The following is a 25,370-nucleotide window of genomic DNA, read 5'->3' on the forward strand; positions in this document are numbered from 1 at the left end:
GGATTATATATGGGTAAATAGCCCTTTTCGTTCAGTGAGGACGCAGTGCCGATGCCGCAGCGCACCATGCGAGGATTCTCGGTCGGATATCTCGGCGCCGCGATCGTCTTCGCGATCGGCATGCTGGGTACGACGCTGCCCACACCGCTGTACGGGCTCTACCGCGAGGAGCTCGGCTTCTCCGAGTTCATGGTGACGGTGGTCTTCGCCGTCTACGCCTTCGGGGTCATCGCCGTGCTGCTGCTGGCCGGCAACCTCTCCGACCAGGTCGGCCGCCGGCCCGTTCTCTTCATCGGGCTCGGACTCTCCGTCGCCAGCGCGGTGTGCTTCTTGTCGGAGGGCGGACTGCCCCTGCTTTTCGCGGGGCGCCTCCTGTCGGGCTTCGCGGCCGGGCTGTTCAGCGGCGCCGCCACCGCCACCGTGATGGAGCTGGCACCGCCGGGCCGTGCCGCACGCGCGGGGCTGGCCGCCACAGCGGCGAACATGGGCGGGCTGGGATGCGGTCCGCTGCTCGCGGGGCTGCTCGCGGAGTACGCGCCGCTCCCGCTGCGCCTGCCGTTCGCCGCGGCACTGGGGCTCGCGATCATCGGGATGGTCCTGACGTGGTTCCTGCCCGAGCCGGTCGAGCACCGGACACAGCGGCCGAGGCTGCAACCGCAGGGACTGAAGGTCCCCCCGCGGGTGCGCGGGATCTTCCTGCCCGCGGCGCTGGCCGGGTTCGCCGGTTTCGCCCTGCTGGGGCTGTGCACGGCGGTGGCGCCGACGTTCATCGCGACGACCCTGGGCGAGCCCAATCTGGCGGTGTCGGGCGCCGTCGTGTTCTCGGTCTTCCTGGCCTCCACCGTCGGACAGTCCCTGATGGGCCGGGTGGGTGCGGCCGGGGCGCTGCCGGGCGGCAGCCTGGTGCTGGTCGCGGGAGTCGTACTGGTCGGCACATCCCTGTTGGTCGAGTCGCTGGCACTGCTGGTGATCGGCGTGATCTGCGCCGGGCTGGGGCAGGGGCTGGCGTTCCGCGCGGCCATCACGTCCATCGGCGAGGCGGCGCCGCCGGAGTCGCGTGGCGGCACGATCTCGGCGTTCTTCGTCGTCGCCTACGTCGGCATCTCCCTGCCGGTGATCGGGATCGGCGCGCTGACGCTGCTGCTGAGCCTGCGGGTCGCGGGGCTGATCTTCACCGGCTGCGTGGCGGTGCTGGCGGCGTGTGTCGGGCTGTACGAGCTCCGTGAACTGCGGGTAAGGCGGAAGGCCGGCGCGGCGTCAGACGGCTGAGGCGCTGGTGGCTTGGGTGGGGCGGCTCACCGTACGCGTGCGGCGCCGACGTAGAAGCCGCTCTCCTCGTTCGCCGGGGCGGGCGTGTCCTTGTACCACTCGGGGGCGCGGACAAGACCGGGCTCCACCATGTCGAGCCCGTCGAAGAACCGCTCGACCTCGGCACGCGTGCGTGGGCGCAGATTGATACCGCCGGACCGGTAGGTGCCCGTGATCTTCTTCGCCTGCTCGGGGTCCAGGAAGTCCGCGGTGCCGTGCGAGATGATCAGAAGGCTGCCGGACGGCAGGGCGTCGACGAGGGTCCGGGTGACGCCGTAGGGATCGTCGTCGTCCCCGAGGAAGTGCAGCACCGCGACGAGGGACAGTGCGACGGGCCGGCCGAAGTCGAGGGAACCGCGGGCGTGTTCGAGGACTTCTCGCGGTTGGCGTACGTCGGTGTGGAGGTACTCGGTGGCCCCTTGGTCCGTGCTCACCAGCAGGGCCTCGGCGTGCCGGAGAACGATCGGGTCGTTGTCCGCGTAGACGATCCTGGCGGCCGGGACGATCTTCTGCACGATCTGGTGCAGGTTGGGCTCGGTGGGTATCCCGGTGCCGATGTCGAGGAACTGGTCGATACCGCTCCCGGCCGCCCATGCCACGGCTCGGTGCATGAACTCCCGGTTGATCTGCGCCCCGCGCTGCGCCCCCTTGGCCAGTTTCTCCGCCAGCTCCCGGTCGACCGGGTAGTTGTCCTTGCCGCCGAGGTAGTAGTCGTACAGCCGGGCGGGGTGGGGCTTGCTGGTGTCGATCTGGGGCTTGGGGGTGCCTGATGTCATGCGCGGGATTATGTCATCGCGAGCGCACGGCCGATGACCCGGCGCCGCGCCTGGGGTGACGCCAACTCGCCTGGCACGTGGGCCTGTTCATGGCTCCGACGGTCAGCTGACGGCCAGTCGGTAGACCTGACGCGAGCCGCCCTCCGGACCGGCGTCGGTCGCCTCGGCGGGGCTGAAGCCCAGCCGCTCGTAGAAGACGCGGGCCCCACTGACGACGGCTCCGGGATGGTCGGCCCCGAAGGTGACCACCTCGATGGTGCCGGGCCCCGTGACGAACCGCTTCATCGCGTCGGCCATCAACGCACCGCCGACGCCCCGACCGCGCGCCCGCTCCGACACGACGAGCCAGTGGATGCGAAAGGTCGGCGCGTCGGCGCCGAACAACAGGCTGCCGAGCAGGGGCGGTTGCCCGGCCTGCTCCCTGTCGACGGCGACGAGAGCTTTCGAGCCACTGATGTGCTCGACGACGGCCCGGCTGAAGCCGGGATCGTCGACCATGGGACCGAACCAGTGCTCGACCTGGCCCGCCAGGCCGAGAAAGCCCGGCAGATCATCCTCCCGCGCGAGTCTTACGATCATGGGGGCATTCTGGCATCGCCCGGACGCCGGGCGGCGAGCGGTGACGTGACCGGCCTCCGCCCGGCTCGTACGACGCCGATCGATCCGGCCGCGCACACGCTGGGCCACGACTCGTTCGACCGGGTGGCGGTCGCCGCGCCGTGGATCGAGGTCGACACCACCGACGGCTACGACCCCGGCCTCAAAGCGATCGTGGACCTCGTCAACGCCCGGCGATGAGCGCGTCCGCCTCCCCCGTGCGGGCCGGGCGTGAAACCGTACGGGGGGTGACCACTTTCCTACCCCCTCCGGCGACCGCGGCATGGGCGCACGAGCACGCGCGCCAGGGCTTCGAGGTCGTGTACTTCCGGCCGTCGGGCGACGGGCGGCACATCGTCGGGTGCACCACGGCCGTCGAGGACGGCCGGACCTGGACGGTGGACTACGACATCACCCTGGACGCCGACTGGGTGACCCGCCGGGCCGTCGTCACCGGGCGGTCCGAGGACGGGACCCGCTCGACGGTGCTCCAGGCCGACGGCGTGGGCCACTGGCAGGTGGACGGGGCGGCGGCGCCGTACCTCGACGGGTGTCTCGACGTCGATCTGGAGTCCTCGGCGATGACCAACACCCTTCCCGTGCACCGTTTCCGGCTGGCTGTCGGGGCGTCGGCGGCGGCTCCGGCCGCGTACGTACGCGCGCTCGACCTCTCGGTGGAGCGGCTGGAGCAGGACTACCGGCGCGTCGCCGACGAGAATTCGCGGCAGCGCTTCGACTATTCCGCCGCCGTCTTCGGCTTCCGCTGCCGGCTGGTCTACGACGAGGCAGGTCTGGTGCTCACGTACCCGGGGATCGCCGTCCGCGCGGCGTAGCACGGCCCCGCCTCAACGCGTCACGCGTCACGCGTCACGCATCAGCCTGACGCCTCATCGGATCGGGAATTCCACTCCGTGTTCGCCCTCGGGGCGCGCGCCGAAGACGCGCCGATCGGACTCCTCGATCCGCAGGTCGTTGATGCTGGCCTCGCGGCGGCGCATCAGTCCGTTCTCGTCGAACTCCCACAGCTCGTTGCCGTAACTGCGCCACCACTGCCCGCCGCTGTCGCGGCACTCGTACTGGAACCGCACCGCGATCCGGTCGCCGTCGAACGCCCACAGGTTCTTGCGGAGCGCGTAATCCAGCTCGCGCGACCACTTGCCGGTCAGGAACTCGACGATCGCCGGGCGGCCGGTGACGAAGGTGTCGCGGTTGCGCCAGACGGAATCGACCGTGTACGCGCCCGCGACACGCTCCGGGTCGCGGGTGTTCCAGGCGTCTTCGGCGGCCTGCACCTTTTTGAGTGCGGCGGCGCGGTCGAAAGGCGGTACGGGCGGACGGACGGTCATGGGCCATCTCCTGAGAACGGTCATTCTCTGACTCGCTGGTAGTCTAGAAAACGATCGTTCTCCACGTCAACGTGCCACGCCCCAGTGAGGTTTCGTGTCCCTCGTCCCCGTGTCAGATGATCCGGACCGGGAGGTCCGGGAGCAGTTGCTCGACGCCGCCGAGAAGGTCTTCTACGCACGCGGCATCCAGGCCGTCGGCATGGACCGGCTCCGTACGGCGTCGGGCGTCCCGCTGAAGCGCATCTATCAGCTCTACTCGTGCAAGGACGACGTGGTCTGCGCGTTCCTGCGGCGGCGGCACGACCGGATGATGGGCGCGATCGAGGGGTACGTCGCCCGCGCCGAGGGGCCGGACCAGCGGGTGTTGGCGCTGTTCGACTGGCTGTACGACTGGTTCGGCGAGCCGGACTTCCGGGGCTGCGCGTGGATGAACGCCTTCGGCGAACTGGGCCCGACCAACGCGGCCGTCGCGGCGGAGGTGCATCAACACAAGGACGCTTTCCGGGAGTTGCTGACCGGCACCGTCCACGACGCGGGGTATCCGGCCGTCGTGGCGGACGCCGTCTACCTCCTGGTGGAGGGCGCGGTCGTCGCCGCGCAGCTGCGGCAGGACGCCGAACCGGCCCACGAGGCGCGGCGGGGTGCGGAGATCCTGCTGCGGGCCGCACGGGGCTGACCTTTGGGGACCATGGCCGAATCCGGCCCCGGCGGGCGCCGGGGGTGGCCGATGTCGGCCACCCCCGGGGAGTTGAGAGTCGTCAGTAGACGGACAGGCCGTAGATCGACAGCAGGTCCACGACCGGCTGGTAGTAGGTGACCCCGCCCGAGGAGCAGCTTCCGCTACTGGCGATGATGATGCCCAGTGCGGTGGTTCCGGAGAACGCGGGCGCGCCCACGTCGCCGCGGTCGGAGCAGATGTTGGAGCTGAACAGTCCGCTGATCGTGCCCTCGGGGTAATGCACCGACACGTTCACGGCCGTGACCGTTCCGCAGCGGACTCCGCTCACCGGGCCGGCGTGGCACAGGGACTGACCGACCGTCGGGCGTGCGGCCCGGACGATGTCCTGCGCACCGCCGGAGCCGAGCGAGACCTCTCCGGGAAAGACCACCGCCGTACTCATGTAGCGGATGACCGCGTTGTCGTCGTTCGGGAAGCTCGATCCGGCGGTGACGCCGACGAACACGCTCCTGGCGGCGTCGGCGTACCAGTTGGTGGCGCCCCGCACGCAGCGGCCGTCCATCAGGCCGTAGGAGGTGCTGCCGCTGCGGGTGTTGAAGCCCACGGTGCAGCGGGTCCCGATGCTGCTGTAGAGGACGTCACCGCCGCGCACCTCGACCGCCTTGCCGTCGCCCGCCGTCGCGATGGTGGCCGGTGCGGCCGTCTCCTGTGCGTACGCCGTCGATCCGGTGGCGGTGAACCAGCCGAGCAGCAGGGCCAGCGCCGCCACGGCGGACGCGGCTGTGCGGAGCAGTCTGCGCAAGGGTCTTTCGGTGCGGTACGGACTCATGTGCCCTCCCCGTTTTCCCGGTCATGACATGTCATGCGCCTGCCATTGTGGGGTCGCGGGGAGAACCGCGTCAGTCGTAAAGAGGCCATTCGCCCGCGATCAGGCGGCCGCCTCCAGAGCGAGGAGTACGGACTTGGCGGCGGCGCCGCCCGCGTAACCGCCGAGGCTTCCGTCGGCGCGCAGCACGCGGTGGCAGGGGACGACGACGGGCAGCGGGTTGGTCGCGCAGGCCGTACCGACGGCGCGGACGGCCTTCGGGTTGCCGACGAGCCGGGCGACCTCGCCGTAGCTCAGCGTCCGGCCGTAGGAGATCTCCGGGAGGTGACGCTGCACCAGCTGCCGGAACCCGTGGGAGAGCGACATGTCCAGGGGCAGGCCGAACGTCCTGCGCTCGCCGCTGAAGTACTGGTCGAGTTCGCGGGCCGCGCCGTCCAGGCGCTTGGGGGCGCGCAGCACCCGGGGGCTCAGCGTGGTGGCGAGGCTGTCGAGGACCTTGTCGTGGTCCTGGTTGGTGAAGGCCACGCGGACGAGGCCCTTCTCCGTGGACGCGAGCAGGAGTCGGCCGACGGGGCTGTCGACGACGGTGTACGCGACGTCCAGCAGGCCGTCGCGGGTCGCCGCGTCCTCCAGCCTGGTATGCAGCCCGGCGAGGGTCTTGGCGTCGGTGGCGTCGTCGGTGGCGCGGTCGAGGAAGGTGCGGATGTCCGGGCCTGCGGCGGGGTCCTTCATGGCGTTGCTCCTTTCAGGACGCGATCCGCGTCGGGGTCCGGATCGGGGTCCACGAGGGTGGTTCTGAGTGCCCTGATGCCGTCCGACGCGGCGCGGCGCGCCGCTTCCGGGGTGCCGCCGACGATCTCGGCGACGTCCCGGTAGGGCAGTCCCGCGAAGTGGTGGTACGCCACCGCCTGCCGCTGTTTCTCGGGAAGCGCCTTGACGGCCTGCCAGAGGTCGCGGTCGCTCCCGCCCGGCAGTCCGACGGCCGAGGGGCGCTCGGGCACGTCCGCGACGGGGACGGCTCGGCGCTGTCCGGCGCGCGTGATGTCGATGGCCTTGCGGTGGGCGATGGTGACCAGCCACGCCTCCACGTTGGCATCGTCCGGCAGGTCCGGATAGGCGCGCATCGCCGCGAGGAACGTCTCCGACCAGGCGTCGTCGGCATCGTGGACGCCGACCACCGCCCGGCACACGCGGAGGACGGTGGCCGCGTGTGCCTCGACCACCCGCTCGAAAGGCTTCTTCATGTCCATCATTCTGTAGACGTCGGAGCCCTCCGGAACGTGAGGCCGTGCGTACGGCCTCCTGTGTGCGGGCTCCGCGTTCGGATCGCGCGTCCCGGCTCCGCCTTCGGATCCGGGATCAGAAGAGCCTGGCCTCCTTCATCGCCTCCGGCTCCTCGATCTCCAGCAGCCGCTGCTTGCGCTTGAGACCGCCGGCGAAGCCCGTGAGCTTCCCGTCGCTGCCGACCACCCGGTGGCAGGCCACGACGATGGAGATCGGATTGCGGCCGACCGCCTGGCCCACCGACTGCGCGAGTGCCTTGTTACCCAGCCGTTCGGCCAGTTCGCCATAGGTCGTCCTCTCGCCGAACGGGATCTCCCGCAGCATCGCCCAGACCCGCTCCTGGAAGGCGTCCCCGTTCGTCCGCGTCGGCAGGTCGAACGTGGTCCGGTCGCCGTCGAGGTACTCACCGAGCTGGGTCGCGGCCCGGGTGAGCAGGGCATCGTCCTGGACGTCGACGCGCCTGCCCAGCCTCTCCTCGGCGGGCATGTACCAGTGGTGCGGGAAGTAGAGACCGGTGATCGCGTCGCCCGACGCGACGACCGTCAGGCCACCGAGCGATGTCTCCACGAGCGCGTACCGTGTCTCCGTACGCGGGTCCATGTCGGTCTCCCTACTCCTGCGACGTCCTCGTTCAGTAGGTAGACGCGCGGGAGCGGCGGAACGTGAGGTCGCGCCTGCGATGGTTTGACGGGGGATTCTCGGCTGCGCTCCGTTACCGATCTTTCGTCTCTCCGTGGACATTGAGCGTCGGAACGCTGCGAAAGAAGGTTTCCGGAAGGGCCGTGAACAGCCATTTCTCGCCGCTGAAGTGCCGAAACTCATCCGTCAAGGTCAACAGGCCCGCTCGCCGGATTCTGCTCACACTCCGTAGCCATAAGGCCGGAACCGGACACCCATCGAGAAAGTTATTGTGATCTGGGGCACAGCTTCCGGCGCGCGCTGGTCGCCGAGCGGCGCGGGGTCGTCCATGTCACGTCCGCGAGCACGTCGGCCGAACTCGTGGACCCGCTGGCGGAGTTGCCGAAGGTGGGCGCCTGGCTGACGGAGCTGCTGGGCGGTCTGCGGGCGCGGATCGGTGATCCGTCCGCGCTCGGCGATCCGCGGTTCTCGCCGCACGGCGTGATCGCCTTCACGGGGCGCGAGTCGGTCGGCGACAAGCCGCTGCCGAGCGACAACGTCCATCTGGTCGGCCCCGCCGTGGCACCGCGCGCCGGGAGTTCGGACTTTCCGTGGGAGCTCCTGGACCCGGCGCGCCGCCTGGTCCTGGTCTCGCTGGGCACGGCCAACGCGGATACCGGAGGCCGCTTCCTCACCGAGGCGGTGACCGCGCTCGACGCGCTCGGCGACCGGGTGCAGGGGGTCGTCGTCGATCCCGGCCGCACCCTCGGAGCCGTACCGCCCGGGGTGATCGTGCGCCCGCACGCGCCCCAACTCGACCTGCTGGCACGGGCCGACGCCGTCGTCTGCCACGCCGGCCACAACACGGTGTGCGAGTCGCTGTGGCACGGACTGCCGCTCGTGCTCGCACCGATCCGCGACGATCAGCCCATCGTCGCGGGACAGGTGGTGGACGCGGGCGCCGGTGTGCGGGTCCGTTTCCGCCGCGTGGACGCCGCCCGGCTCGGGGCGGCGATCAAGACCGTGCTGGACGACGCGGGTGGACACCGCACCGCCGCCGAGTCCATCGGCCGGTCGCTGCGCGCGGCGGGCGGCCGGTCCGCCGCCGCCGACCGTCTCGAACGGATCGCGGCGCGCCGTGCCCCCGTCCCCGCGTCCGGCTGACCCCCGCCCCGCCGCCCTCTCCCCGACCGCTACCACGGGACCCCCCATGACTTCGGCTTACGCTCCCCCGACTCCCGCACCGAACCACCCCCCGGTGACCCCCTCGTGATTGACGGCCCGTCAGGTACGGCTCCGCTGCGGGTCCTGCTCGGTTACGCCAGGCCGCACCGCCTCGTCCTGTTCGCCTCGCTGCTGCTCCTCCTGGCGGCGAGCGGGGCGGGCCTCGTACAGCCGCTGGTGGCGCGGTACGTGCTGGACGGGCTCGGCGACGGCACCGGGGTCATGGGACCCGTACTGCTCCTGGCCGCGCTCGTCGTCCTGGGGGCGGTGCTCACCGGACTCCAGTCGTGGTGGCAGCAGCGCACCTCGGAACGCGTGGTGCGGCAGATCCGGCGGGATCTGGTGTTCCGGCTGATCCGGCTGCGGGTGCCGGAACTCGACCGCCGCGCGCCGGGTGATCTCATCTCCCGTGTCACGTCCGACAGCACCCTCGTCCAGAACGCCGCGACCGGGGGCCTGGTGATGGTCGCCAACGGTGTGCTCAGCATCCTGGGGCCGTTGTCCTCATGGGGCTGGTGCATCTGGGGCTGCTCGGGGTGACCATGGCGGTACTGCTCGGCGTCACGCTGGTGATGGTGCTCATCCTGCCCCGGATCCGTGAGGCGGTGGCCCGCTCGCAGGAGTCGATCGGTTCCATCGGCGCGGCGCTCGACCGGGCCCTGGGTGCGGCCAGGACCGTGAAGGCGAACGGCGCCGAGGGCCGGGAAACGGCTCTCGCGTACCGGGCCGTCGAGGGCGCCTACCGCGCGGGGCTGGTCGGCGCCCGGTACGTGGCGATGGTGAAGGTGCTGTCCGGCGTCTCCATCCAGGCCGCGTTCCTGGCCGTGCTCGGGGTGGGCGGCGCGCTGGTCGCCTCGGGGAGTCTTGAGGCGTCGGCGCTGATCGCTTTCCTGCTGTACGTGTTCTATCTGGCGAGCCCGATCGGCTCGCTTGTCGCGGGGCTGGGGATGCTCCAGCAGGGGCTCGGCGCCGTGGAGCGTATCGAGCAGGTCGGGCGGATGCCGATCGAGGACGAGGTCGACGAGGTCGACGTGGCTGCCGACAGGGGCCGTTGGGACGGGAAGGACGCACCGCCGGTGGAGTTCCGGGACGTCCACTTCTCCTACCCGGACCGGTCCCCCGCGTTGCGGGGCATCTCCTTCACGGTGCGCGGCGGCACGCAGAGCGCCCTGGTGGGTCTCTCGGGTGCGGGAAAGACCACGATGTTCGCCCTGCTCCAGCGGTTCTACGAGCCGGTGGCCGGCCGCATCCTGATCGGCGGCGTGGACATCGCCTCCCTGCCGCGCGCCGAGGTGCGCCGCCGGATCGCCTATGTCGAGCAGGAGTCGCCCGTCATGGCCGGCACGATCGAGGACAACCTCACGTACGCGGCGTCGGACGTCACGCACGAGGAAGTCGCCGAGGTCCTGCGGCTGACGCGGCTCGACTCGCTGATCGAGCGGCTGCCGCGGGGGCTTCGGACGGAGGTCGGCACCCGGGGCCTCGCGCTGTCGGGCGGTGAGCGGCAGCGGCTCGCCATCGCGCGGGCCCTGCTGCGCGGTCCCGAGGTGCTACTGCTCGACGAGGCGACGGCGCAGCTCGACGCGAACAACGAGCGGGCGCTGCGCGAGGCCGTGGAGCAGGCGGCGCGGCGCTGCACCGTGCTGCTGATCGCGCACCGGCTCTCGACGGTGACAGGGGCGGATCAGATCGTGGTGCTGGAGCACGGCCGGGTACGTGGCACGGGGACGCACCGGGAACTGGTCGAGGCCGACGTGCTGTACCGCGAACCGGCCGCCTCCCAGATGCTGGTCGGCGACGACGGCGACGGAGCCGGCGCCGCCGGTGCCGGCGGACCTACGGAGGAGCCGGTGCCGGTGATTCGGTGAAATGCGGTGGGGGCATTCCGCTCGTTCGCGGAATGCCCCCACCCGTTCTCAGTCGCTCAGTTTTTCTCGATCAATGCGATCCGGTCAGCCGGTAATGGAATTCAGGGCTGCCAGATAACCATCCCTGTGGCCTTCCACATTCGGGTGGTAGGACTCATTGATCTTGTCCCATTCCAGGCTCGTGACCCATTCCGAACCACCCGAGCAGAGGGCGTGCGGGTCAAATGCGGGGCGAGGATCCAGGAAGGTGAATCCAGCCTCCGCCGCGCGGCTCGCCATGATGTCGTTCAGTACGTCGGCCGCCGAATTCATGGCCGACCGTTCGGCGTCGCTCAGACCGAGGATTCCGCAGGAACCGCGGATCTTGACGACGTCGGCCGTGGTCGCGCCGGAGCACGAAGCCTCGACGAATCCGACGGACGGGTGCTGGGCGGCCCAGAGCCGGGGGTAGGTCGGCGGGCCGCGCCGGCACGGGTCGTCGGGATTGTCGTAGGTGCGGGTACCGGGGGCGACCGCGTAGGAGTCGCCGATGGCCACGTACTTACCGTCCGCCTTCGGTGCCGCGGTCGCTGTGGGGGCGACGGTTGCGGCTACGACCATTGCCAGAACAGCGGCGATGAGTGGTCTTTTTGAGCGCACGAGAAATTCTCCGATGAGTGGGGTCATGGACTCCTATGTAAATAGCACCACTTGATGCCCCGCGGCATACCGGTCCATAAAATATCTGATGGCAATTCACCGACTCCCGACCGCCCCGCCGCCCACCTGTCCCCGGGTTACGGCTGGAGGCCGCTCACCACGTTCGCGGTGGAGTCGATGCCGTCCTGGATGGTGGGTGCCATGCTGGTGCCCGCGAGGAAGAAGCCGAGTAGTACGCAGATGATCGCGTGCCCCAGCTTGAGTCCGCTGTTGCGGACGAAGATCACGGTGAGAACCAGCAGTAGTAGGACCAGTGAGATCGAAATGGCCATCGCCAACCTCCTCCGCCGCGCCGGAATTGCGGCATTCGGCCGTCAGTCTGGCGGAGCGGAGGGGCAGTTCGAGCAACTGGCGTGTAGGCCGTACGGGTTGACTACCGGTTGACTTGTCCGCCGCCCACCGGCTACCGGTCGTTCTTGGCGAGGAAACTCTCCAGGCCGGCGAGGTCGTCCGTGTTGATGTGGTCGACGCCCGCGTCGAGCAGCTCGGTCCAGACGGCGTCACGGGCAGGCCCGGCCGCCTCCGGGGTCGCCCAGAACCGGACGCGCCGGCCCCCGCTGTGGGCGGTCCGGACGACGCGGTGCAGTTCGGCGCGTTCGGCGGCGGGGAAGGCGCCGACTCCCAGCCAGGTGAAGCTCGTTGTCCAGTTGCTGCTGATGAGCGGGATGAACGAGGCGCGCGCGGTGCCGCCGAGGTCTTCGAGCCGGCCGTCGTAGAAGGCGTAGCGGGTGCGCTGGGCCTCCATCGGGACGCGGGCGGCGCGGTCGCCGGAGATGACCGGGGTGACGGCCCCGTGCCGTACCCCGCCGTGGGAGTAGGTGCTCAGCATGGAGCGGTAGGCGCGCAGCTGGTCGTGGAGCTCCAGGTAGGCGGCGGCGCCGTCCGTCTTGATGTCGATGAGCAGCTGTACCGGCCGCCGGTAACCCCGGTACACGGCGCCGCCGTTGGCCCTGACGCGGTCGCGCAGCGGGTCGAGGTAGAGCGAGCGGAGCGTACGGGTGGGGTCGAGCGTCGCGGGCTCGTGGGCGACCAGCAGCTCGCCGTCGACCAGGAAGACATCGGCCTCGACGCTGGTGAAGCCGTGGGACAGGGCGTCGTGGAGGGGGCGCTCGTGCAGATAGTCGTTGTGCGCGTGGGCGCGGCGCAGCGGCTGGGGGCCGTTGCCGCGCTCCGTCGCCTGCGCGTAAGAGGGTACGGCGACTGCTCCGGCGAACGCGGCGGCGATGGTGGTCACCGCTCTGCGTCGGGTCGTGAGGGCCATGATGCCTCCGAGATCTGTGGGGCGGGGACGAGGCCGAGTATCCGCCGCCACCTGCCTCAAGGGGCAGGGTCTTACGAAGAGTTCGACCACCCGACGGCTGCGATTCAGACGGCCTCGGCGATCTCCGGCCAGCGCACCGTACGGTCGCACCAGCGCTCCAGCAGCACCCGGTCGTGGCCGACGGCCAGCAGTCCGGCACCCTCGGCGCGCCGGTACTCCTCGACCACCGTGACCAGCGCCGCCGTGGTCGACGCGTCGAGCATCGCGGTCATCTCGTCGCAGACCAGCCAGCGCGGGCGCAGTACCAACGCGCGTGCGAGACAGGCGCGTTGGAGCTGACCGTCACTGACCTCGTGGGGCCTGCGGCCGAGCAGGTCGTCGGTGAGTCCGACGGTCCGCGCCAACGCGCCCACGCGGTCGGCCACTTCGTCGCGCCGGCCGTTGGCGCGCAGCGGCTCGGCGATCAGGTCAGTCAGCCTGAGCCGGGGGTCGGCCGCCAGTCGGGGCTGCTGGAAGACCACCCCGATCGCGGTGCGCTGAGCTCTCGGGGCTCGGTGGCGCCAGCCGGTGACGCGTGCGCCGTCGATGGTGACGGTGCCAGCGTCGGGCCGGTGCAGCAGGGCGGCGACCCGGGCGAGGGTGGACTTGCCGCAGCCACTGGGGCCGAGGAGCCCCAGCGACTCGCCGGGGGCCACGGTGACGGACGCGCCCTTGACGACGGGGGCGCCGCGTTCGTAACCGGCGGTGATGCCGAGGAGTTCAAGCATCGACGCGCCCCTCGGCGTGATGGCAGGCGACGGACGAGCCGTGCCCCGGTGTCAGGGCGGGCAGCGTGGCGCAGATGCCGGTGGCGCGCGGGCAGCGGGCGGCGAAGGCGCAGCCGTCGGGGAGATCGCCCAGCTCGGGCGGCATTCCGGGGATGGCGGTGAACTCCCGCTCGGGCAGGGCGTCCAGGAGCCCGCGCGCGTAGGGGTGGCGTGGGCCGTCATCGCCGAAGAAGCTTCCCGCGTCCGCGAGTTCGACGATCCGGCCCGCGTACATGACGGCGACCCGGTCGGCGATCCGCTGGGCCGCCGCCAGATCGTGGGTGATCATCAGGAGGGCCCGGCCGTCGTCGGTGTGGCGTCGCAGTTCGTCGGCCGTACGGTCGACCAGGTCGCGGTCGAGTCCGGTGGTCGGTTCGTCCGCCAGCAGCAGCGGGGCGTCGCCGATCAGCGCGAGGGCGGTCGCGGCGCGCTGCGCGAGGCCGCCGGAGAGTTCGTGCGGATAGCGGTCGAGATGGTCGGCGGGGTAGGCCGCGCGTTCGGCCGCCGCCTCGACGGCCTTCGCGGGCGCCGGACCCCGGGCGCCTGTCAACTCGCGCAGCACCTCGGCGAGTTGGGACCGCACGGTGCGCACCGGGGTGAGGTGCGCCGCCGGGCTCTGCGGTACGAGGCCGACGCGCCGGCCTCGTACCGTACGGGCCAGGGTCCGTTCGTCGGCGGCCGGCAGGTCGACTTCCCCGGCCGGCCCACGCGCCGCCAGCAGGGCGGACCCGGTGGTCTGCGCGTTGCCCGGCAGCAGCCCGAGCAGCGCCGACGCCAGCACCGACTTGCCGCAGCCGCTCTCACCGACGAGCGCCAGGCACTCCCCCACGGCCAGGTCGAAGGTGACGTCGGTGACGGCCGCGACATGCCGTCCGCCGCGCATCCGGAAGCGGACGCCGAGGCCGCGCACCGACAGCACGGGCGACGGCGCGGGGGGCGGTGCGGGGGGCGGTGCGGGGGACGGTGCGGGGGACGGTGCGGGGGACGGTGCGGGGGACGGTGCGGTCGACTCGGGCGTGGTCACAGCATCAGCTCCGATCGGCGGCGCGGATTGATCCGTTCCCGCCACACCCCGGCGAGCCCGGCGATGGCGAGGGTCGGGACGATGAGGAACAGCCCGGGGAAGAGCGTCGGCCACCAGTCGCCCGCGAGCAGCGAACCTCGCGCCGTCTGCGCCAGATTGCCGAGGCTCGCCCGGTGGCTCGGCAGGCCGAGACCGAGGAAGGAGAGCGCCGACTCGTGCCACATGGCGTGCGGCACCATCAGTACGGCGGCGAGCCCCGCCTGCGGCAGCACCCCCGGCAGCAGATGGCGCACCGTGATCCGCCACCGCGAGGAGCCGCCGGAGACCGCGGCGTCCACATACGGTCGCGAGCGCAGCGACAGCACCTCGGAGCGGACGATCCGGGCGGTGGAGAGCCAGTGCGTCAGCGCGACCGACACGATCACCGGCCAGACGCCGGGCCGGAACATCGCGACGATGAAGATGCCGAGGAGCAGGTGCGGCACCGACGAGAACGTGTCGACGAGCCGCATGACGATCCGGTCGGTCCAGCCGCCGAGGGCCGCGGCGGCGGCGCCCACGGCGGTGCCGATGACGGTGGCCACGAGGGCGGCGACCAGTCCGACGAGGAGCGAGACGCGGAGCCCGTACACACAGCGCAGGAGCAGGTCGCGGCCGACATCGTCGGTGCCGAACGGGTGGTCGAGGGACGGCGGTTGGAGCTTGAGCGCGAGATCGACCGCCTGCTGGTCGAGCCGGACGACGGGCGGGACGATCAGGACGGCCAGCGCCACGGCGCCGACGACGACGGCCGAGGTGACGGCTCGGACGGTGCGGGTCGAGCGGCGGCTGCGTCCGCGCGAGCGCCAGTGCGGGCCGCCCGCCGCCTTGGGTGCGGTCAGGGGCGTGGTGTCATCCATCGAAGCCCACCCTCGGGTCGGCGAGTCCGTACAGCAGGTCGGAGAGGAGATTGCCGAGGAGCACGGCCGCCGTGGCGAGCACGGTGAGCGCCGCCAGCAGCGGGAAGTCCACGGAGGTCGCCGCCTCGACGGTGGCCGCCGCGATCCCGGGCCAGCTGAAGACCGTCTCGATCAGCAGCGCGCCGGTGATGAGTTCGGGCACGCGCGAGCCGATGAGGGTGAGCATCGGCAGCATCCCGGAACGCCAGGCGTGCCCGAGCAGCACGGTCCGCTCGCTCAGTCCCCTGGCGCGCGCCCCACGTACGGGGTCCTCCTCCAGCGCGTCGGCGACACCTTGCCGTACGTAGAGGTAGAACCACGGCATCTGGGAGACACCGAGCACGGCCGCCGGCAGCACCAGATGCGAGGTGACCTGGCCGAAGGTGACGATGTCGCTCCCCGAGTCGGTGAGACCGCCGGCCGGCAGGACATCGAGCCGCAGCGCGAAGAACCAGATGGCGAGCAGCCCGAGCCAGAACGCCGGCGCGGCTTCCAGGGTGTACGCGACCGTGCTGACGCAGCGGTCGAGGAGGCCACCGGGGCGGCGGGCGGCCGCCACGCCCAGCGCCGTACCGAGCAGGATCGCGAGGAGGAACGCGGTGGTGGCCAGGAGCACGGACCAGCCGAGGCGTTCGGTGATCACGTCGGCGACGGGCCGGCGCATGACGCTGGAGTCGCCGAGGTCGCCGGTGACGGCCGACGTCAGCCACTCCCACCAGCGCGGGACGAGTGCCCGGTCCACGCCGAGATTGGCGCGCAGTTGGTCGAGGGTCTCCCGCGAGGCGGTGAGACCGGCGGTGCCGGCGTATGCCTTGACCGGGTCGAACGGGGAGGCGGCGGCGACGGCGAAGACGCCGAAGGTGACGACCAGCAGGACCGGGGCGGCGAACAGCAGTCGCCGCCCCGTCATACGGGCCATCGCCCCCCACGGGAGGCGGCGGCTCACGGCGTGCGGGCCCACTGCTCGACGTTCCACCAGGGGCCGGACGCGAGGCCGTGGTCGTGCGGTTCGACCTGGGTGGTGAGGGTTCCCCAGGTGTCGTCGACGACGTAGATGTGGTCGATGTGGGTCAGGAAGGTGTAGCCGGGGTTCTTCACCAGTTCGCGCTGGACGGTGTCGTACGCGGCCTTCCGCGCGGGCTTGTCCCCGCTCTCGCGGCCGGTGTCCAGGGCCTTGTCGACGGCCGGATTGTCGTACCAGGCCATGTTGTTGAAGCCGTCCCCGGCGAGGCCGGAGTTGAGGAGGCCGAACTGGTCGAAGTCCGGGTCGCCGGGCGCTCCGCCGCCCGCCAGGACGGCGTCCACCTTCATCCGGGGCTCGATGACCTCCCACGTACCGGCCTGGGTCTTGATGTCGATGCCGGCCTTCTTGGCGTCGGACGCGTAGGCGAGTGCGTGGTCCTGGCGGAGCTTGTCACCAGTCAGATACCAGAGCGGGAAGCTCGCGCGTACGCCGTCCTTCGTGCGGATGCCGTCCGGGCCGGTCCTCCAGCCCGCCTCGTCGAGAACGCGCTTCGCCTCCGCGAGGTCGAGGGGGCGCTCGGTACCCTTGGTGAACCACTCGCTGTCGGTGGGGACGGGGCCGTAGGCGGCCCTGCCCGCGCCGTCGAGGATCTTGTCGACCATGGTGTCGCGGTCGACGGCGACGTCGAGGGCGCGGCGTACGGCGGTGTCGCCCGCGACCTTGTTGTGGGTCGGGAGGGTGACGGTGCGGTAGTCGTACGTCGTGGCGGTGTAGGTCCGCTTTCCGTTGTCGTTCTTGAAGCCCTTGGCGAGGTTGGGCGGCAGGATCGCGCCGTCGAGGTCACCGGCGCGCAGCCGGGTGGCGCGTACGTCGTCGTCCTTGATGATCGCCATGGTGAACTTCTTCACCTTGGGCTCACCGCCCCAGTACTCCGGGTTGGCCCTGAAGCTGATCTTCTCGCCCTTGGACCAGTTGGTGAGGAGATACGGCCCGGTGCCGACGGGCTTGCTGGTGAACGGCCCGGAGTTGACGTCCTGCTTGCCCGCGACGTGCTCCGGCGCGATGGGGAGCACGGTCCGCTGGGCGAAGGGCGCGTAGGGGTACTTCAGGGTGAAGACGACCGTGCTCTCGCCCTTGGCGGTGACGTCCTTGATGGCGGCCAGCTCGGTCCTGGACGGGTTGTTGGTCTTCGCGTCGAGGATGGTGCGGTAGGTGAAGACGACGTCCGCCGCGGAGAAGGGCTTGCCGTCGCTGAACTTCACATCGTCGCGCAGCCGGTAGGTGTAGGTCATGCCGTCCGCGGCGACCTCGGGCAGCGCGGAGGCGAGGGCGGGCTTCAGATTCATGGAGCCGTCGACGGTGAGAAGTCCGTCGAAGAGCTTGGAGTTGCCGTCCTTGCCGTAACCGAGCAGCGGGCTGAGGCTGTCCGGCTCGTAGGCGATCCCGACGACGGCGGACTCCTGGTCCCCGCCGCCGTCGCCGGAGCCGCTGTCCGGGTTCGAGCAGGCCACGACGGTGAAGGCCAGCGAAGAGGCCAGCGCCGCCGCGACCGTGCCACGTATGGAACGGGCGGTCATGGATTCCACACCCCTACTGAAGATCAACCGTTATTGCGAATAGCTCGCAATTAAACAGTATCCAAAGGGGGGCTTGTCCAGGTGGTATGCCGCTCGAACCGGTGGCAGGAGCTACCTCGTCGGCGCGCCCGGCGCCGGCAGAGCGGTCAGCTCCGCGAGCCTCTCGCGGTGCGATCCGGTCGAACCCAGCGCGATCTCATCGGACTTGGCCCGCTTGAGATACAGATGGGCGGGGTGCTCCCAGGTCATGCCGATACCGCCGTGGAGCTGGACGCACTCCTCGGCCGCGTGAACGGCGACCCGGCCGCAGTAGGCCTGGGCGACCGCCACGGCGAGCGGTGCGCCGGGGCTCTCGGTGGCCAGCGCGTCGGCGGCGTTGCGTGCGGCGGCGCGGGCCGAGACGACCTCCAGCCACAGCTGGGCCATCCGGTGCTTGAGGGCCTGGAACGAGCCGATGGGGCGGTTGAACTGGTGCCGTTCGCGGGTGTGCCGCACGGTCTCCTCCAAGCACCATTCGGCGAGGCCGAGTTGCTCGGAGGCGAGGAGTCCCGCACCGGCCAGCAGTCCGCGGCGTACGGCGGCCTCGGCCGTGTCCGCGTCGGCGATTCGGCTCCCGGCGGTGAGTGCGGCGGCGTCCACGGTGACGGTGGAGAGCGGGCGCGTGAGGTCGAGCGGGGTCTGCGCGCGGACGGTGACACCGGGCGCCGCCGTCTCGACCGCGTACAGCCCGTCGTCCCCGAGGACGAACAGGACGTCGGCGATCGCGGCGTCGGCGACGGCCCTGATCGGGCTCCCCGGGACCGTGTTGGGGAGCGGGGCGTCCGGTCCGGTGGAGAGCGGGACGGCGAGAACGGCGACCGTACGGCCTTCGGACAGCGCGCCGAGCAACTTCGCGGCGGCCCCGTCGCCGTCATCGGTGCCGCAGGCGAGCAGCGCCTGTGTCGCGATCACCGAACTGGTCAGATACGGCGCGGGGGTGGCCGCCCGCCCCAGCTCCTCCAGCACCACCGCCGCCTCGCGGTGGCTCGCGCCCTGCCCGCCGAGCGCTTCCGGCACGAGCAGCCCGGCCGCGCCGATCCCGGCGGCGAGCGATGTCCAGAGCGCGGTGTCGTACGGGGCGCCCGACTCGGCGCGGGCGAGCGCGGCGGGGACATCGCCGCGGCCGGTGAGCAGGGACCGTACGGCGGCGCGCAGGTCGTCCTCCGCCCCGGAGTACAGCAGGTCGGGCGCGTCATCCACGGTGCTCATCGGGTGAGGTCCTTCCATGCGACGTCCTTGTCGTCGCGCGGCTCCGCGGGCAGACCGAGGACGCGTTCGGCGACGATGTTGAGGAGTACCTCGCTCGTGCCGCCCTCGATGGAGTTGCCCTTCGAGCGCAGATAGCGGTAGCCGGCCTCGCGGCCGGTGAAGTCGACGAGTTCCGGGCGGCGCATCGTCCAGTCGTCGTACAACAGGCCCTCGTCGCCGAGCAGTTCGACTTCGAGCCCGCTGATCTCCTGGTTGAGCCTCGCGAAGGAGAGCTTCAGGCCCGAGCCTTCGGGTCCCGGCCGTCCCACGGCGAGCTGCTGGCGCAGCCGTTCGCCGGTCAGCCGCGCGACTTCGGCGTCCACCCAGAGCGCGAGAAGGCGCTGGTGCAGCTCGTGGGTGCGCAGTTCGGGGTGTTCGCGCCAGGTCCGGGAGACCGTGCCGATCATGCCGCCCTCGCGCGGGAGACGGGCGCCGCCTATCGAGACGCGTTCGTTCATCAGCGTGGTCCGGGCGACGTTCCAGCCGTCGCCGACCGCGCCGAGCCGGTGTGCGTCGGGGATCCGGACGTCCGTGAGGAAGACCTCGTTGAACTCGGCCTCGCCGGTTATCTGCCGCAGCGGGCGGACTTCGACGCCGGGGGCGGTCATGTCGCAGAGGAAGTAGGTGATGCCCCGGTGTTTGGGCAGGGCGGGATCGGTCCGGGCTATGAGGATGGCCCAGCGCGCGAGATGGGCGCTGGAGGTCCACACCTTCTGCCCGTTGACGATCCAGTCACCGCCGTCACCGTCACCGTCACCGTCACCCTCGCCCTCCCGCACCGCGCGGGTCCCGAGCGCGGCGAGGTCCGACCCGGCGCCCGGCTCGCTGAAGAGCTGGCACCAGACTTCCTCGCCGACCCACAGGGGCCGCAGGAACCGGCGCTTCTGCTCCTCGGTGCCGAACCCGAGAATGGTGGGCGCGGCCATGCCCAGGCCGATGCCTATGCGGCGCGGGTCGTTGTCGGGGGCGCCCGCGGCGGCCAGTTCGGCGTCGACGACCGACTGGAGGGAGCGGGGGGCGTCGAGTCCGCCGAGACCGGCCGGGAAGTGCACCCAGGCGAGTCCGGCGTCGAAGCGGGCCTTCAGGAAGTCGGTCGGTTCCGCCTCGCCCGGCGGGTGCGCGGCGAGCAAGTCCCCCGTACGGCGGCGCAGTTCGGCCGCGTCGATCGCGTGAGCCGCGTCTGTCGCACCTGCCGTGCCTGTCGCGTTCATCGGGCCCTCGCCCCCGACGCGAGGGCGGGAAGGACGATGAGACGGCCGGTGGTCGTGCCGTCGGCGACGCGCTGGACGGCCGACGCGGCCTCCGCCATCGGGACGCGCGCGCTGATGAGCGGCTTCACGACGCCCTTGGCGGCGAGTTCCGTCAGCTCCTGGTGGCAGCGCAGGATCGCGGCGGGGTCCTTCTGGGTGTACAGGCCCCAGTGCAGACCGACGATCGAGTAGTTCTTCACGAGCGCGTGGTTGAGCGCGGGGCTCGGGATCGCGCCGCTCGCGAATCCGATGACGAGGATGCGGCCCTCGAAGGCGACGCACTTGGCGGACTTGGCGTACGCGTCACCGCCGACCGGGTCGTACACGACGTCCGCGCCGCGCCCGCCGGTGAGTTCCTTCACGGTGGCGACGATGTCGTCGGTGCGCCGGTCGATGACATGGTCGCAGCCCAACTCCCGTGCCACGCGGACCTTTTCCTCGCCGCCGGCCACCCCGATGACGGTGGCGCCCGCGGCCTTGCCGAGCTGGACGGCCGCGCTGCCGACGCCTCCGGCGGCGGCGTGCACGAGCAGCGTCTCACCCGCCTGGAGGTGCGCCCTGCGGTGCAGGCCGAACCAGCCTGTCTGGTAGCCGATGTGCAGGGCCGCGACCTCGGCGTCGTCGAGGGCCTCGGGCGCGGGAAGTACGGCGGCCTCGTCGGCGACGACGTACTCGGCGAGTCCGCCGTGGGGCAGTGCCGGGGTCGCGATGACACGCCGCCCGTCCTCGGTCTCGGCGCAGACCTCGACGCCGGGTGTGAAGGGCAGCGGCGGGCGGACCTGGTACTGGCCCCGGCAGAGCAGGGCGTCGGGGAAGTTGATGTCGGCGGCCAGGACCTTCAGCAGGAGCTGCCCGTCCCCCGGTGCCGGCCGGTCCACCTCGTCCAGGCGCATCACCTCGCTCGGCTCGCCGTTCCGGTGCACTCGCCATGCCTGCATGGGGGGCCTCCACAGATGAGGGTCGGTACGCGCTCATCCGCATACTAAGCGGTCGCTTGCCCCCTGGGAACAGCCCTGCGAGGGCGGGGCCACCTTCGCCGGGTCACCTCACCACTCCGGCGCCGCCGAGCCCGCTTTTCCGTTCAGCCACCACATCACGGGCGAAATGTGCTCATCGCGGGGGACGGCAGCCGCGATATCGCGGCGCAGCGCGATTCCTTCCTCCATCACGCCGTCCTTGTGGTCCGGGAAGACCATCTCGGACCCCCGCGCGGGACTCGTCAGAGCTCCCCGCGTGCCAGGCCGAGCAGCCGGTCGAGCACCCGTGGGCCCGAGACCCGGACGCCGTCGTGCTCGTACTCGTCGGTGACCCAGGTGCGCAGCCCCCGGACGGCGCGCGCCGTCCGGAGCGCGTGGGCGGTGTCGACGTACATGTCGTCGTGGTAGACGGCCGCGGCGACCGGGACCTCGTTGGCGGCCAGCCGGCCGGCGTCGTACAGCGCGGGCCAGTCCGTGCGCGCGGCCAGCAGCTCGGCGGTCTCACGCAGCGGGCGCAGCGCGGGGTCGCCGGTGAAGTGCCAGGGGTGGATCGTCTCTCCGGTGAAGAGCAGCGGGGTGTCCCCTGCGAGTGTCCGCTCCGCGTCGAAGCGGGGGAATTCCGCGCGTACCCGCTCGGCCGACCATGCGGTGGGACGGTCGTCCTGGGCGTAGATCGCCTCGTGGACCAGCGCGTAGAGGGGGTGCCCCGCGAAGGAGAGTTCCGCGGCCACCTTCTCCTGGAAGGCGTCGGACAGCTCGTGCCCGGCCGCGGTCTTCACGAACGCGTTGTCCAGCAGCTGGTGCAGCTGGTGGGTGCCGTCGCCGGTGCCGAGGAGGATGCCGAGCGACTGGAACGCCTCGGGCGTCAGCGTGTAGCCGTTCGGCAGGACGGGACGGTGCTCGGCGATGTGGGCGACGATACGGCGGGCCCGCTCGACGTCCTGCGGATAGCGGGCGTAGTGCGCGGCGACCTTGCGTTCGATCCGCGGGTAGGCGGCGCGGTAGATGTCGTCGGGCCCCGCGTCGAGCGAGGGCAGACCGCCGGTGATCAGTACGGTGCGCAGGCCCTCGGGCGCGGTCGAGAGATAGCGGACGGCGCAGAAGCCGCCGAAGCTCTGGCCGAGCACGGTCCACGGGGCGCCGCCGGTCAGCTGCGGGCGGATCGCCTCGCAGTCGCGCACGATGTTGTCGGACCTGAAGAGGGCCAGGTGGTCGGCCTGTTGCTGCGGGCCGCCGAGCGCCGGGAGGGTCTGGCGGTTGAGGGGGGTGGAGAATCCGGTGCCGCGCTGGTCGAGGTGGAGCACCCGGAACTCTTCGAGGGCCCGGCCGAGCCACGCCTGCTTGCCGATGAAACGGCGGGCGCCGAAGCCGGGGCCGCCTTCCAGATAGACCAGCCAGGGCAGGTCGGCGTCGGCCTTGGAGGCGGCGACGGCCTCACGTCCGTACAGCTCGATCCGCTCCCCCGACGGATTCGCGTGGTCGAGCGGGACGGAGAAGCGGTGGTCCGTGATGACGACGCCGGGCTGGCGGTAACTGGTCAAGGGTGCTCCTGGTTCGTTACTGGTCCGGTCACCTCGGCCGGGCCTCCCCAGACGGTACGACGGCCCGATGCCGGCTCGCCGGACGGGCCGCACCACGGCCCGTCCGGCGAGGGTGGGTCAGGCGCGTGCCACCGCGATCGAGCCCTGGAGGCGCTCACCCGCCTCGTAGATCATGTACGGCACCCCCCGGTCGGTCCCGAAGCTCGGCGAGGCGCTGCGCCCGTTGTCCGGGGCGCTGTTGGCCGAGTCGTAGAAGAGACCGAGGTGATTACGGCGGCTGAAGTCGTTGCCGACCTCGGTGATCAGCAGATTGCCGCCGTTCTCCTTGCTGGTGTTGTAGACGACGTACGTGCTGCCGTCCCGGCTCAGCAGATGCGGGCCGCCGACGTTGTTCGCGCCGACGTCGGAGTGGCGCACGAGCGGTGTCTGGTCGAACGTCCAGTTGCGGCCGTCCTTCGACCAGCCCCAGGCGATGTCACGGTGGTTGGACTGGTTGTTGAGCATGAAGAGCATCACGTAGCGGGCGTCGCGCGAGGGCAGGTCGTGCCGGAAGACGCGCGCGTACGAGGTCTCGTTGCTGCCCGCGGGCATCATCGCGGTGGTGAGCACCACCTTGTCGTACGTGAAGGTGATGCCGTCCTTGGAACGGGCGAGGCGGGTGGTGCCGTTCTCGCCGTGGAAGTAGAGCCACAGCTCCTTGACGTCCTCGTTCCACAGGACGTGCGGCGAGGCGACATGGCTGACGTTGTAGTGCGGCTGCCAGTTGTTGGAGACGATCGGGTTCGCGGTGTACTCGGTGAACGGCCCCTCCAGCGAGTCGCCGTAGGCCAGGCAGATTCCGCCGGGCGCGTCGTGCGGGCCGTAGTAGAGGTAGTAACGGCCCAGCGGGTTCGCCAGCTTGTCGTAGACACCCCTGACGCACGGGAAGATGATCTCCCCGGTGGGGTTGTACTTGAGCTGAGAGGGCGTCAGAAGCGTCTTCAGATAACGGTAGTCGGGGAAGCCGCCGGGTGCGGCGGCGGCAGCCGGTGCCCCGGCCGGCGCGGTGGCGGCGCCCGCGCTGCCCGCCGTCACGCCGGTGGCCACCACACCGGACGCCACGGCGGCGGTCGCGGCCGCGGCGCGCAGGAATATCCGCCGGCCGGGGTTCCTCGGCTCGCCGCTGTCGCTGTCGTGCCGCTTCGGGTCGCTGTCGTGCTGTGTCATGTCGTTCTCCGTCCCGGGGAGTTGAGAGATCACAGATAGGTGGCGGCGGTGACGCAGAACCCGCCGAGCGCGACGGCCCAGACGTACGGCAGGGTCCGCAGCATCACCTGCTGCGGTGTGACTCCCGCGTACTGCGCGCTCCACACGGTCTGGGTGCTGGTCGGGTCCGACACACCGAAGACCTGGTTGTAGGAGGTGGCGATGCCGAGCACCGCGACGGCCGGGTAGATGCCGGCGGCGATGAGGACACCGGCGATGCCCGCGCCGAGACCGTAGACGTTCAGCGGCCCGCGGTAGAGGCAGAGCGGTACGAGCAGGGTGAAGACCACGACGAACAGCACCGGGTTCTGCGGGCTGACCGCCTTGATCAGGGGTTCCAGGGCCTCCACGGCGCCGGGCAGCTTCACCGCGGCGAGCAGGATGCCGATCGCGACGAACAGCACGATCGGCGCCGCCGCGATCTCGAAGCCGCCGTACAGGGTGCGCAGGAGCCGCTTGCTCATCTCGCCCGGCCGGGTGGTGGTGACCAGCGCGTACAGCACACCGGCCAGCATCGACGGCAGGATCGCGATGTCGAGGCCGAGGGCGAGGATCAGCGGTACGAGCGGGGTGAGCAGCGCGTACCACGGGGCGTCGCCGAGCTGCTTACGGCGCGAAGCGGGCTTGGCGGACGCGGACTTGAGCGACCAGGCGTGTTCGACGCCGCGCCGCCGCGTCTCGATGAGGACGAAGAGGATGGCGGCGGCCAGCGCGAACGGGAACAGCTTCAACATGAAGCCGCGCACGGTGTCCACGGGCAGTTCGAGCGCGGTGGAGAAGAACTGCCAGATGGGCAGCTCAAAGGGCATACCGGCGGCGATGCCCATCAGGATCGTGCCGGCCGCGGTGACCTTGGGGATGCCGACGGCGATCATGGCGGGGATGCCGATGATGCCGGCGAGCATCGCGGCGGGCGCCGAGCCCGTGACCGTACCGACGAGGGTGGAGACGGCGAGGACACCGAGGGCGACCACGACCGGCCGGTCGCCGCCGAATTCGACGATCTTACGGACGAGGGTGCCCGCGATGCCGGTCTCGTCGAGGAGCTTGCCGAGCCAGGAGCCCAGCAGGATCGCGATCATCGTCGCGGCGAGAGCCGGCGCGCCCTCCTGGATCACCGTGTCCAGGACGCTGTTCTCGCCGGTCAGCGGGGCGCCCGCGAGGAAGGCGATGACCACGGCCAGGATGACGAGGGCGAAGGCGGTGGGAAGCCTGCGGGTGAGCATCGCGGCGACACCGGCCGCCATGACAAGAAGGATGACGACGCCCATGGCG

28 protein-coding genes and 1 pseudogene are annotated in these 25,370 nt (G+C 71.1%); 7 read left to right on the forward strand and 22 right to left on the reverse strand.

Features of this window, described 5'->3' with window-relative positions; genetic code table 11:
• Positions 1–51: 51 nt before the first annotated feature.
• A complete protein-coding gene (locus tag ACIBBB_RS18165; RefSeq protein WP_398983040.1) occupies positions 52–1,269 on the forward strand; it encodes an MFS transporter in 1,218 nt (405 codons plus the stop codon).
• A gap of 26 nt (positions 1,270–1,295) precedes the next feature.
• Here the strand turns inward: ACIBBB_RS18165 and ACIBBB_RS18170 are convergent, their stop codons facing one another.
• Both ACIBBB_RS18170 and ACIBBB_RS18175 read right to left on the reverse strand, forming a co-directional pair.
• Entirely contained in the window at positions 1,296–2,084 is a 789-nt protein-coding gene (locus tag ACIBBB_RS18170) for an SAM-dependent methyltransferase (RefSeq protein ID WP_398983042.1), read from the reverse strand.
• Between the two features lie 102 nt (positions 2,085–2,186).
• Positions 2,187–2,663 carry a GNAT family N-acetyltransferase gene (locus ACIBBB_RS18175; RefSeq protein ID WP_398983044.1) on the reverse strand — a complete coding sequence of 159 codons (477 nt, stop codon included), beginning with the start codon at positions 2,661–2,663 and terminating at the stop codon, positions 2,187–2,189.
• A gap of 45 nt (positions 2,664–2,708) precedes the next feature.
• Here ACIBBB_RS18175 and ACIBBB_RS18180 point away from each other — a divergent pair, with 45 nt between their 5' ends.
• Both ACIBBB_RS18180 and ACIBBB_RS18185 read left to right on the forward strand, forming a co-directional pair.
• Positions 2,709–2,882 carry a hypothetical protein gene (locus ACIBBB_RS18180; RefSeq protein WP_398983046.1) on the forward strand — a complete coding sequence of 58 codons (174 nt, stop codon included), beginning with the start codon at positions 2,709–2,711 and terminating at the stop codon, positions 2,880–2,882.
• Between the two features lie 47 nt (positions 2,883–2,929).
• Positions 2,930–3,514 (forward strand): putative glycolipid-binding domain-containing protein, encoded by a 585-nt coding sequence (locus ACIBBB_RS18185; protein ID WP_398983048.1) that lies wholly within the window; start codon positions 2,930–2,932, stop codon positions 3,512–3,514.
• A 54-nt stretch (positions 3,515–3,568) separates the two neighbouring features.
• Here ACIBBB_RS18185 and ACIBBB_RS18190 read toward each other — a convergent pair whose 3' ends face one another.
• On the reverse strand, positions 3,569–4,027 hold the full coding sequence (locus ACIBBB_RS18190) for a nuclear transport factor 2 family protein (RefSeq protein ID WP_398983050.1): 459 nt from the start codon (positions 4,025–4,027) through the stop codon (positions 3,569–3,571).
• A 109-nt stretch (positions 4,028–4,136) separates the two neighbouring features.
• Between ACIBBB_RS18190 and ACIBBB_RS18195 the strand changes: the two genes are divergently transcribed.
• The gene (locus ACIBBB_RS18195; RefSeq protein WP_398983052.1) at positions 4,137–4,703 is read left to right on the forward strand and encodes a TetR/AcrR family transcriptional regulator; all 567 of its coding nucleotides are present in this window, start codon (positions 4,137–4,139) and stop codon (positions 4,701–4,703) included.
• Between the two features lie 82 nt (positions 4,704–4,785).
• Here the strand turns inward: ACIBBB_RS18195 and ACIBBB_RS18200 are convergent, their stop codons facing one another.
• The 4 genes from ACIBBB_RS18200 to ACIBBB_RS18215 form a co-directional block, all read right to left on the reverse strand.
• Positions 4,786–5,535 carry a S1 family peptidase gene (locus ACIBBB_RS18200; RefSeq protein ID WP_398983054.1) on the reverse strand — a complete coding sequence of 250 codons (750 nt, stop codon included), beginning with the start codon at positions 5,533–5,535 and terminating at the stop codon, positions 4,786–4,788.
• A 99-nt stretch (positions 5,536–5,634) separates the two neighbouring features.
• A complete protein-coding gene (locus tag ACIBBB_RS18205; protein ID WP_398983056.1) occupies positions 5,635–6,264 on the reverse strand; it encodes a methylated-DNA--[protein]-cysteine S-methyltransferase in 630 nt (209 codons plus the stop codon).
• Positions 6,261–6,776, reverse strand: a complete 516-nt coding sequence (locus tag ACIBBB_RS18210; RefSeq protein WP_398983058.1) for an RNA polymerase sigma factor — start codon at positions 6,774–6,776, stop codon at positions 6,261–6,263. The genes ACIBBB_RS18205 and ACIBBB_RS18210 overlap by 4 nt, the downstream gene beginning before the upstream one ends.
• A gap of 115 nt (positions 6,777–6,891) precedes the next feature.
• The gene (locus ACIBBB_RS18215; RefSeq protein ID WP_398983060.1) at positions 6,892–7,416 is read right to left on the reverse strand and encodes a methylated-DNA--[protein]-cysteine S-methyltransferase; all 525 of its coding nucleotides are present in this window, start codon (positions 7,414–7,416) and stop codon (positions 6,892–6,894) included.
• 399 nt (positions 7,417–7,815) lie between these two features.
• Here ACIBBB_RS18215 and ACIBBB_RS18220 point away from each other — a divergent pair, with 399 nt between their 5' ends.
• The 3 genes and pseudogenes from ACIBBB_RS18220 (at position 7,816) to ACIBBB_RS18230 (ending at position 10,526) form a co-directional block, all read left to right on the forward strand.
• On the forward strand, positions 7,816–8,598 hold the full coding sequence (locus ACIBBB_RS18220) for a glycosyltransferase (RefSeq protein WP_398983062.1): 783 nt from the start codon (positions 7,816–7,818) through the stop codon (positions 8,596–8,598).
• A 237-nt stretch (positions 8,599–8,835) separates the two neighbouring features.
• Positions 8,836–9,518, forward strand: a pseudogene (locus ACIBBB_RS18225) (ABC transporter transmembrane domain-containing protein); the annotation flags it as partial.
• A gap of 138 nt (positions 9,519–9,656) precedes the next feature.
• Positions 9,657–10,526 carry an ABC transporter ATP-binding protein gene (locus ACIBBB_RS18230; protein WP_398983391.1) on the forward strand — a complete coding sequence of 290 codons (870 nt, stop codon included), beginning with the start codon at positions 9,657–9,659 and terminating at the stop codon, positions 10,524–10,526.
• Between the two features lie 84 nt (positions 10,527–10,610).
• Here the strand turns inward: ACIBBB_RS18230 and ACIBBB_RS18235 are convergent, their stop codons facing one another.
• The 15 genes from ACIBBB_RS18235 to ACIBBB_RS18305 all read right to left on the reverse strand — a co-directional run bounded on the left by ACIBBB_RS18235 (position 10,611) and on the right by ACIBBB_RS18305 (position 25,366).
• A complete protein-coding gene (locus ACIBBB_RS18235) occupies positions 10,611–11,192 on the reverse strand; it encodes a hypothetical protein (RefSeq protein WP_398983064.1) in 582 nt (193 codons plus the stop codon).
• A 110-nt stretch (positions 11,193–11,302) separates the two neighbouring features.
• Complete coding sequence (locus ACIBBB_RS18240) at positions 11,303–11,497, reverse strand: hypothetical protein (RefSeq protein ID WP_398983066.1); 195 nt, start codon at positions 11,495–11,497, stop codon at positions 11,303–11,305.
• A gap of 131 nt (positions 11,498–11,628) precedes the next feature.
• Positions 11,629–12,486, reverse strand: coding sequence for a phosphatidylinositol-specific phospholipase C/glycerophosphodiester phosphodiesterase family protein (locus ACIBBB_RS18245; RefSeq protein WP_398983068.1), 858 nt, complete (start codon positions 12,484–12,486; stop codon positions 11,629–11,631).
• Positions 12,487–12,590: 104 nt separating this feature from the next.
• Positions 12,591–13,253 carry an ABC transporter ATP-binding protein gene (locus ACIBBB_RS18250; protein WP_398983070.1) on the reverse strand — a complete coding sequence of 221 codons (663 nt, stop codon included), beginning with the start codon at positions 13,251–13,253 and terminating at the stop codon, positions 12,591–12,593.
• The gene (locus ACIBBB_RS18255) at positions 13,246–14,316 is read right to left on the reverse strand and encodes an ABC transporter ATP-binding protein (protein WP_398983072.1); all 1,071 of its coding nucleotides are present in this window, start codon (positions 14,314–14,316) and stop codon (positions 13,246–13,248) included. Before ACIBBB_RS18255 ends, ACIBBB_RS18250 begins: the two co-directional genes overlap by 8 nt.
• The gene (locus ACIBBB_RS18260) at positions 14,313–15,215 is read right to left on the reverse strand and encodes an ABC transporter permease (protein WP_398983074.1); all 903 of its coding nucleotides are present in this window, start codon (positions 15,213–15,215) and stop codon (positions 14,313–14,315) included. The genes ACIBBB_RS18255 and ACIBBB_RS18260 overlap by 4 nt, the downstream gene beginning before the upstream one ends.
• Positions 15,208–16,173, reverse strand: a complete 966-nt coding sequence (locus ACIBBB_RS18265; protein ID WP_398983076.1) for an ABC transporter permease — start codon at positions 16,171–16,173, stop codon at positions 15,208–15,210. Before ACIBBB_RS18265 ends, ACIBBB_RS18260 begins: the two co-directional genes overlap by 8 nt.
• A 23-nt stretch (positions 16,174–16,196) precedes the next feature.
• On the reverse strand, positions 16,197–17,795 hold the full coding sequence (locus tag ACIBBB_RS18270; RefSeq protein ID WP_398983078.1) for an ABC transporter substrate-binding protein: 1,599 nt from the start codon (positions 17,793–17,795) through the stop codon (positions 16,197–16,199).
• Positions 17,796–17,906: 111 nt separating this feature from the next.
• Positions 17,907–19,043, reverse strand: coding sequence for an acyl-CoA dehydrogenase family protein (locus tag ACIBBB_RS18275; RefSeq protein WP_398983080.1), 1,137 nt, complete (start codon positions 19,041–19,043; stop codon positions 17,907–17,909).
• Positions 19,040–20,293: an acyl-CoA dehydrogenase family protein gene (locus tag ACIBBB_RS18280; protein WP_398983082.1), complete on the reverse strand. Its 1,254-nt coding sequence runs from the start codon at positions 20,291–20,293 to the stop codon at positions 19,040–19,042. The genes ACIBBB_RS18275 and ACIBBB_RS18280 overlap by 4 nt, the downstream gene beginning before the upstream one ends.
• Positions 20,290–21,270, reverse strand: coding sequence for an NADPH:quinone oxidoreductase family protein (locus tag ACIBBB_RS18285; protein WP_398983084.1), 981 nt, complete (start codon positions 21,268–21,270; stop codon positions 20,290–20,292). The genes ACIBBB_RS18280 and ACIBBB_RS18285 overlap by 4 nt, the downstream gene beginning before the upstream one ends.
• Positions 21,271–21,378: 108 nt before the next feature.
• Positions 21,379–21,528, reverse strand: a complete 150-nt coding sequence (locus ACIBBB_RS18290; RefSeq protein ID WP_398983086.1) for a hypothetical protein — start codon at positions 21,526–21,528, stop codon at positions 21,379–21,381.
• A 23-nt stretch (positions 21,529–21,551) separates the two neighbouring features.
• Complete coding sequence (locus ACIBBB_RS18295; RefSeq protein ID WP_398983088.1) at positions 21,552–22,850, reverse strand: alpha/beta fold hydrolase; 1,299 nt, start codon at positions 22,848–22,850, stop codon at positions 21,552–21,554.
• Positions 22,851–22,967: 117 nt separating this feature from the next.
• Positions 22,968–24,056: a hypothetical protein gene (locus ACIBBB_RS18300; protein WP_398983090.1), complete on the reverse strand. Its 1,089-nt coding sequence runs from the start codon at positions 24,054–24,056 to the stop codon at positions 22,968–22,970.
• A gap of 29 nt (positions 24,057–24,085) precedes the next feature.
• Positions 24,086–25,366 carry a transporter gene (locus ACIBBB_RS18305; RefSeq protein ID WP_398983092.1) on the reverse strand — a complete coding sequence of 427 codons (1,281 nt, stop codon included), beginning with the start codon at positions 25,364–25,366 and terminating at the stop codon, positions 24,086–24,088.
• Positions 25,367–25,370 lie beyond the last annotated feature (4 nt).

Origin of the sequence: Streptomyces sp. NPDC051217, assembly GCF_044455465.1 — a bacterium.
Classification (GTDB): domain Bacteria; phylum Actinomycetota; class Actinomycetes; order Streptomycetales; family Streptomycetaceae; genus Streptomyces.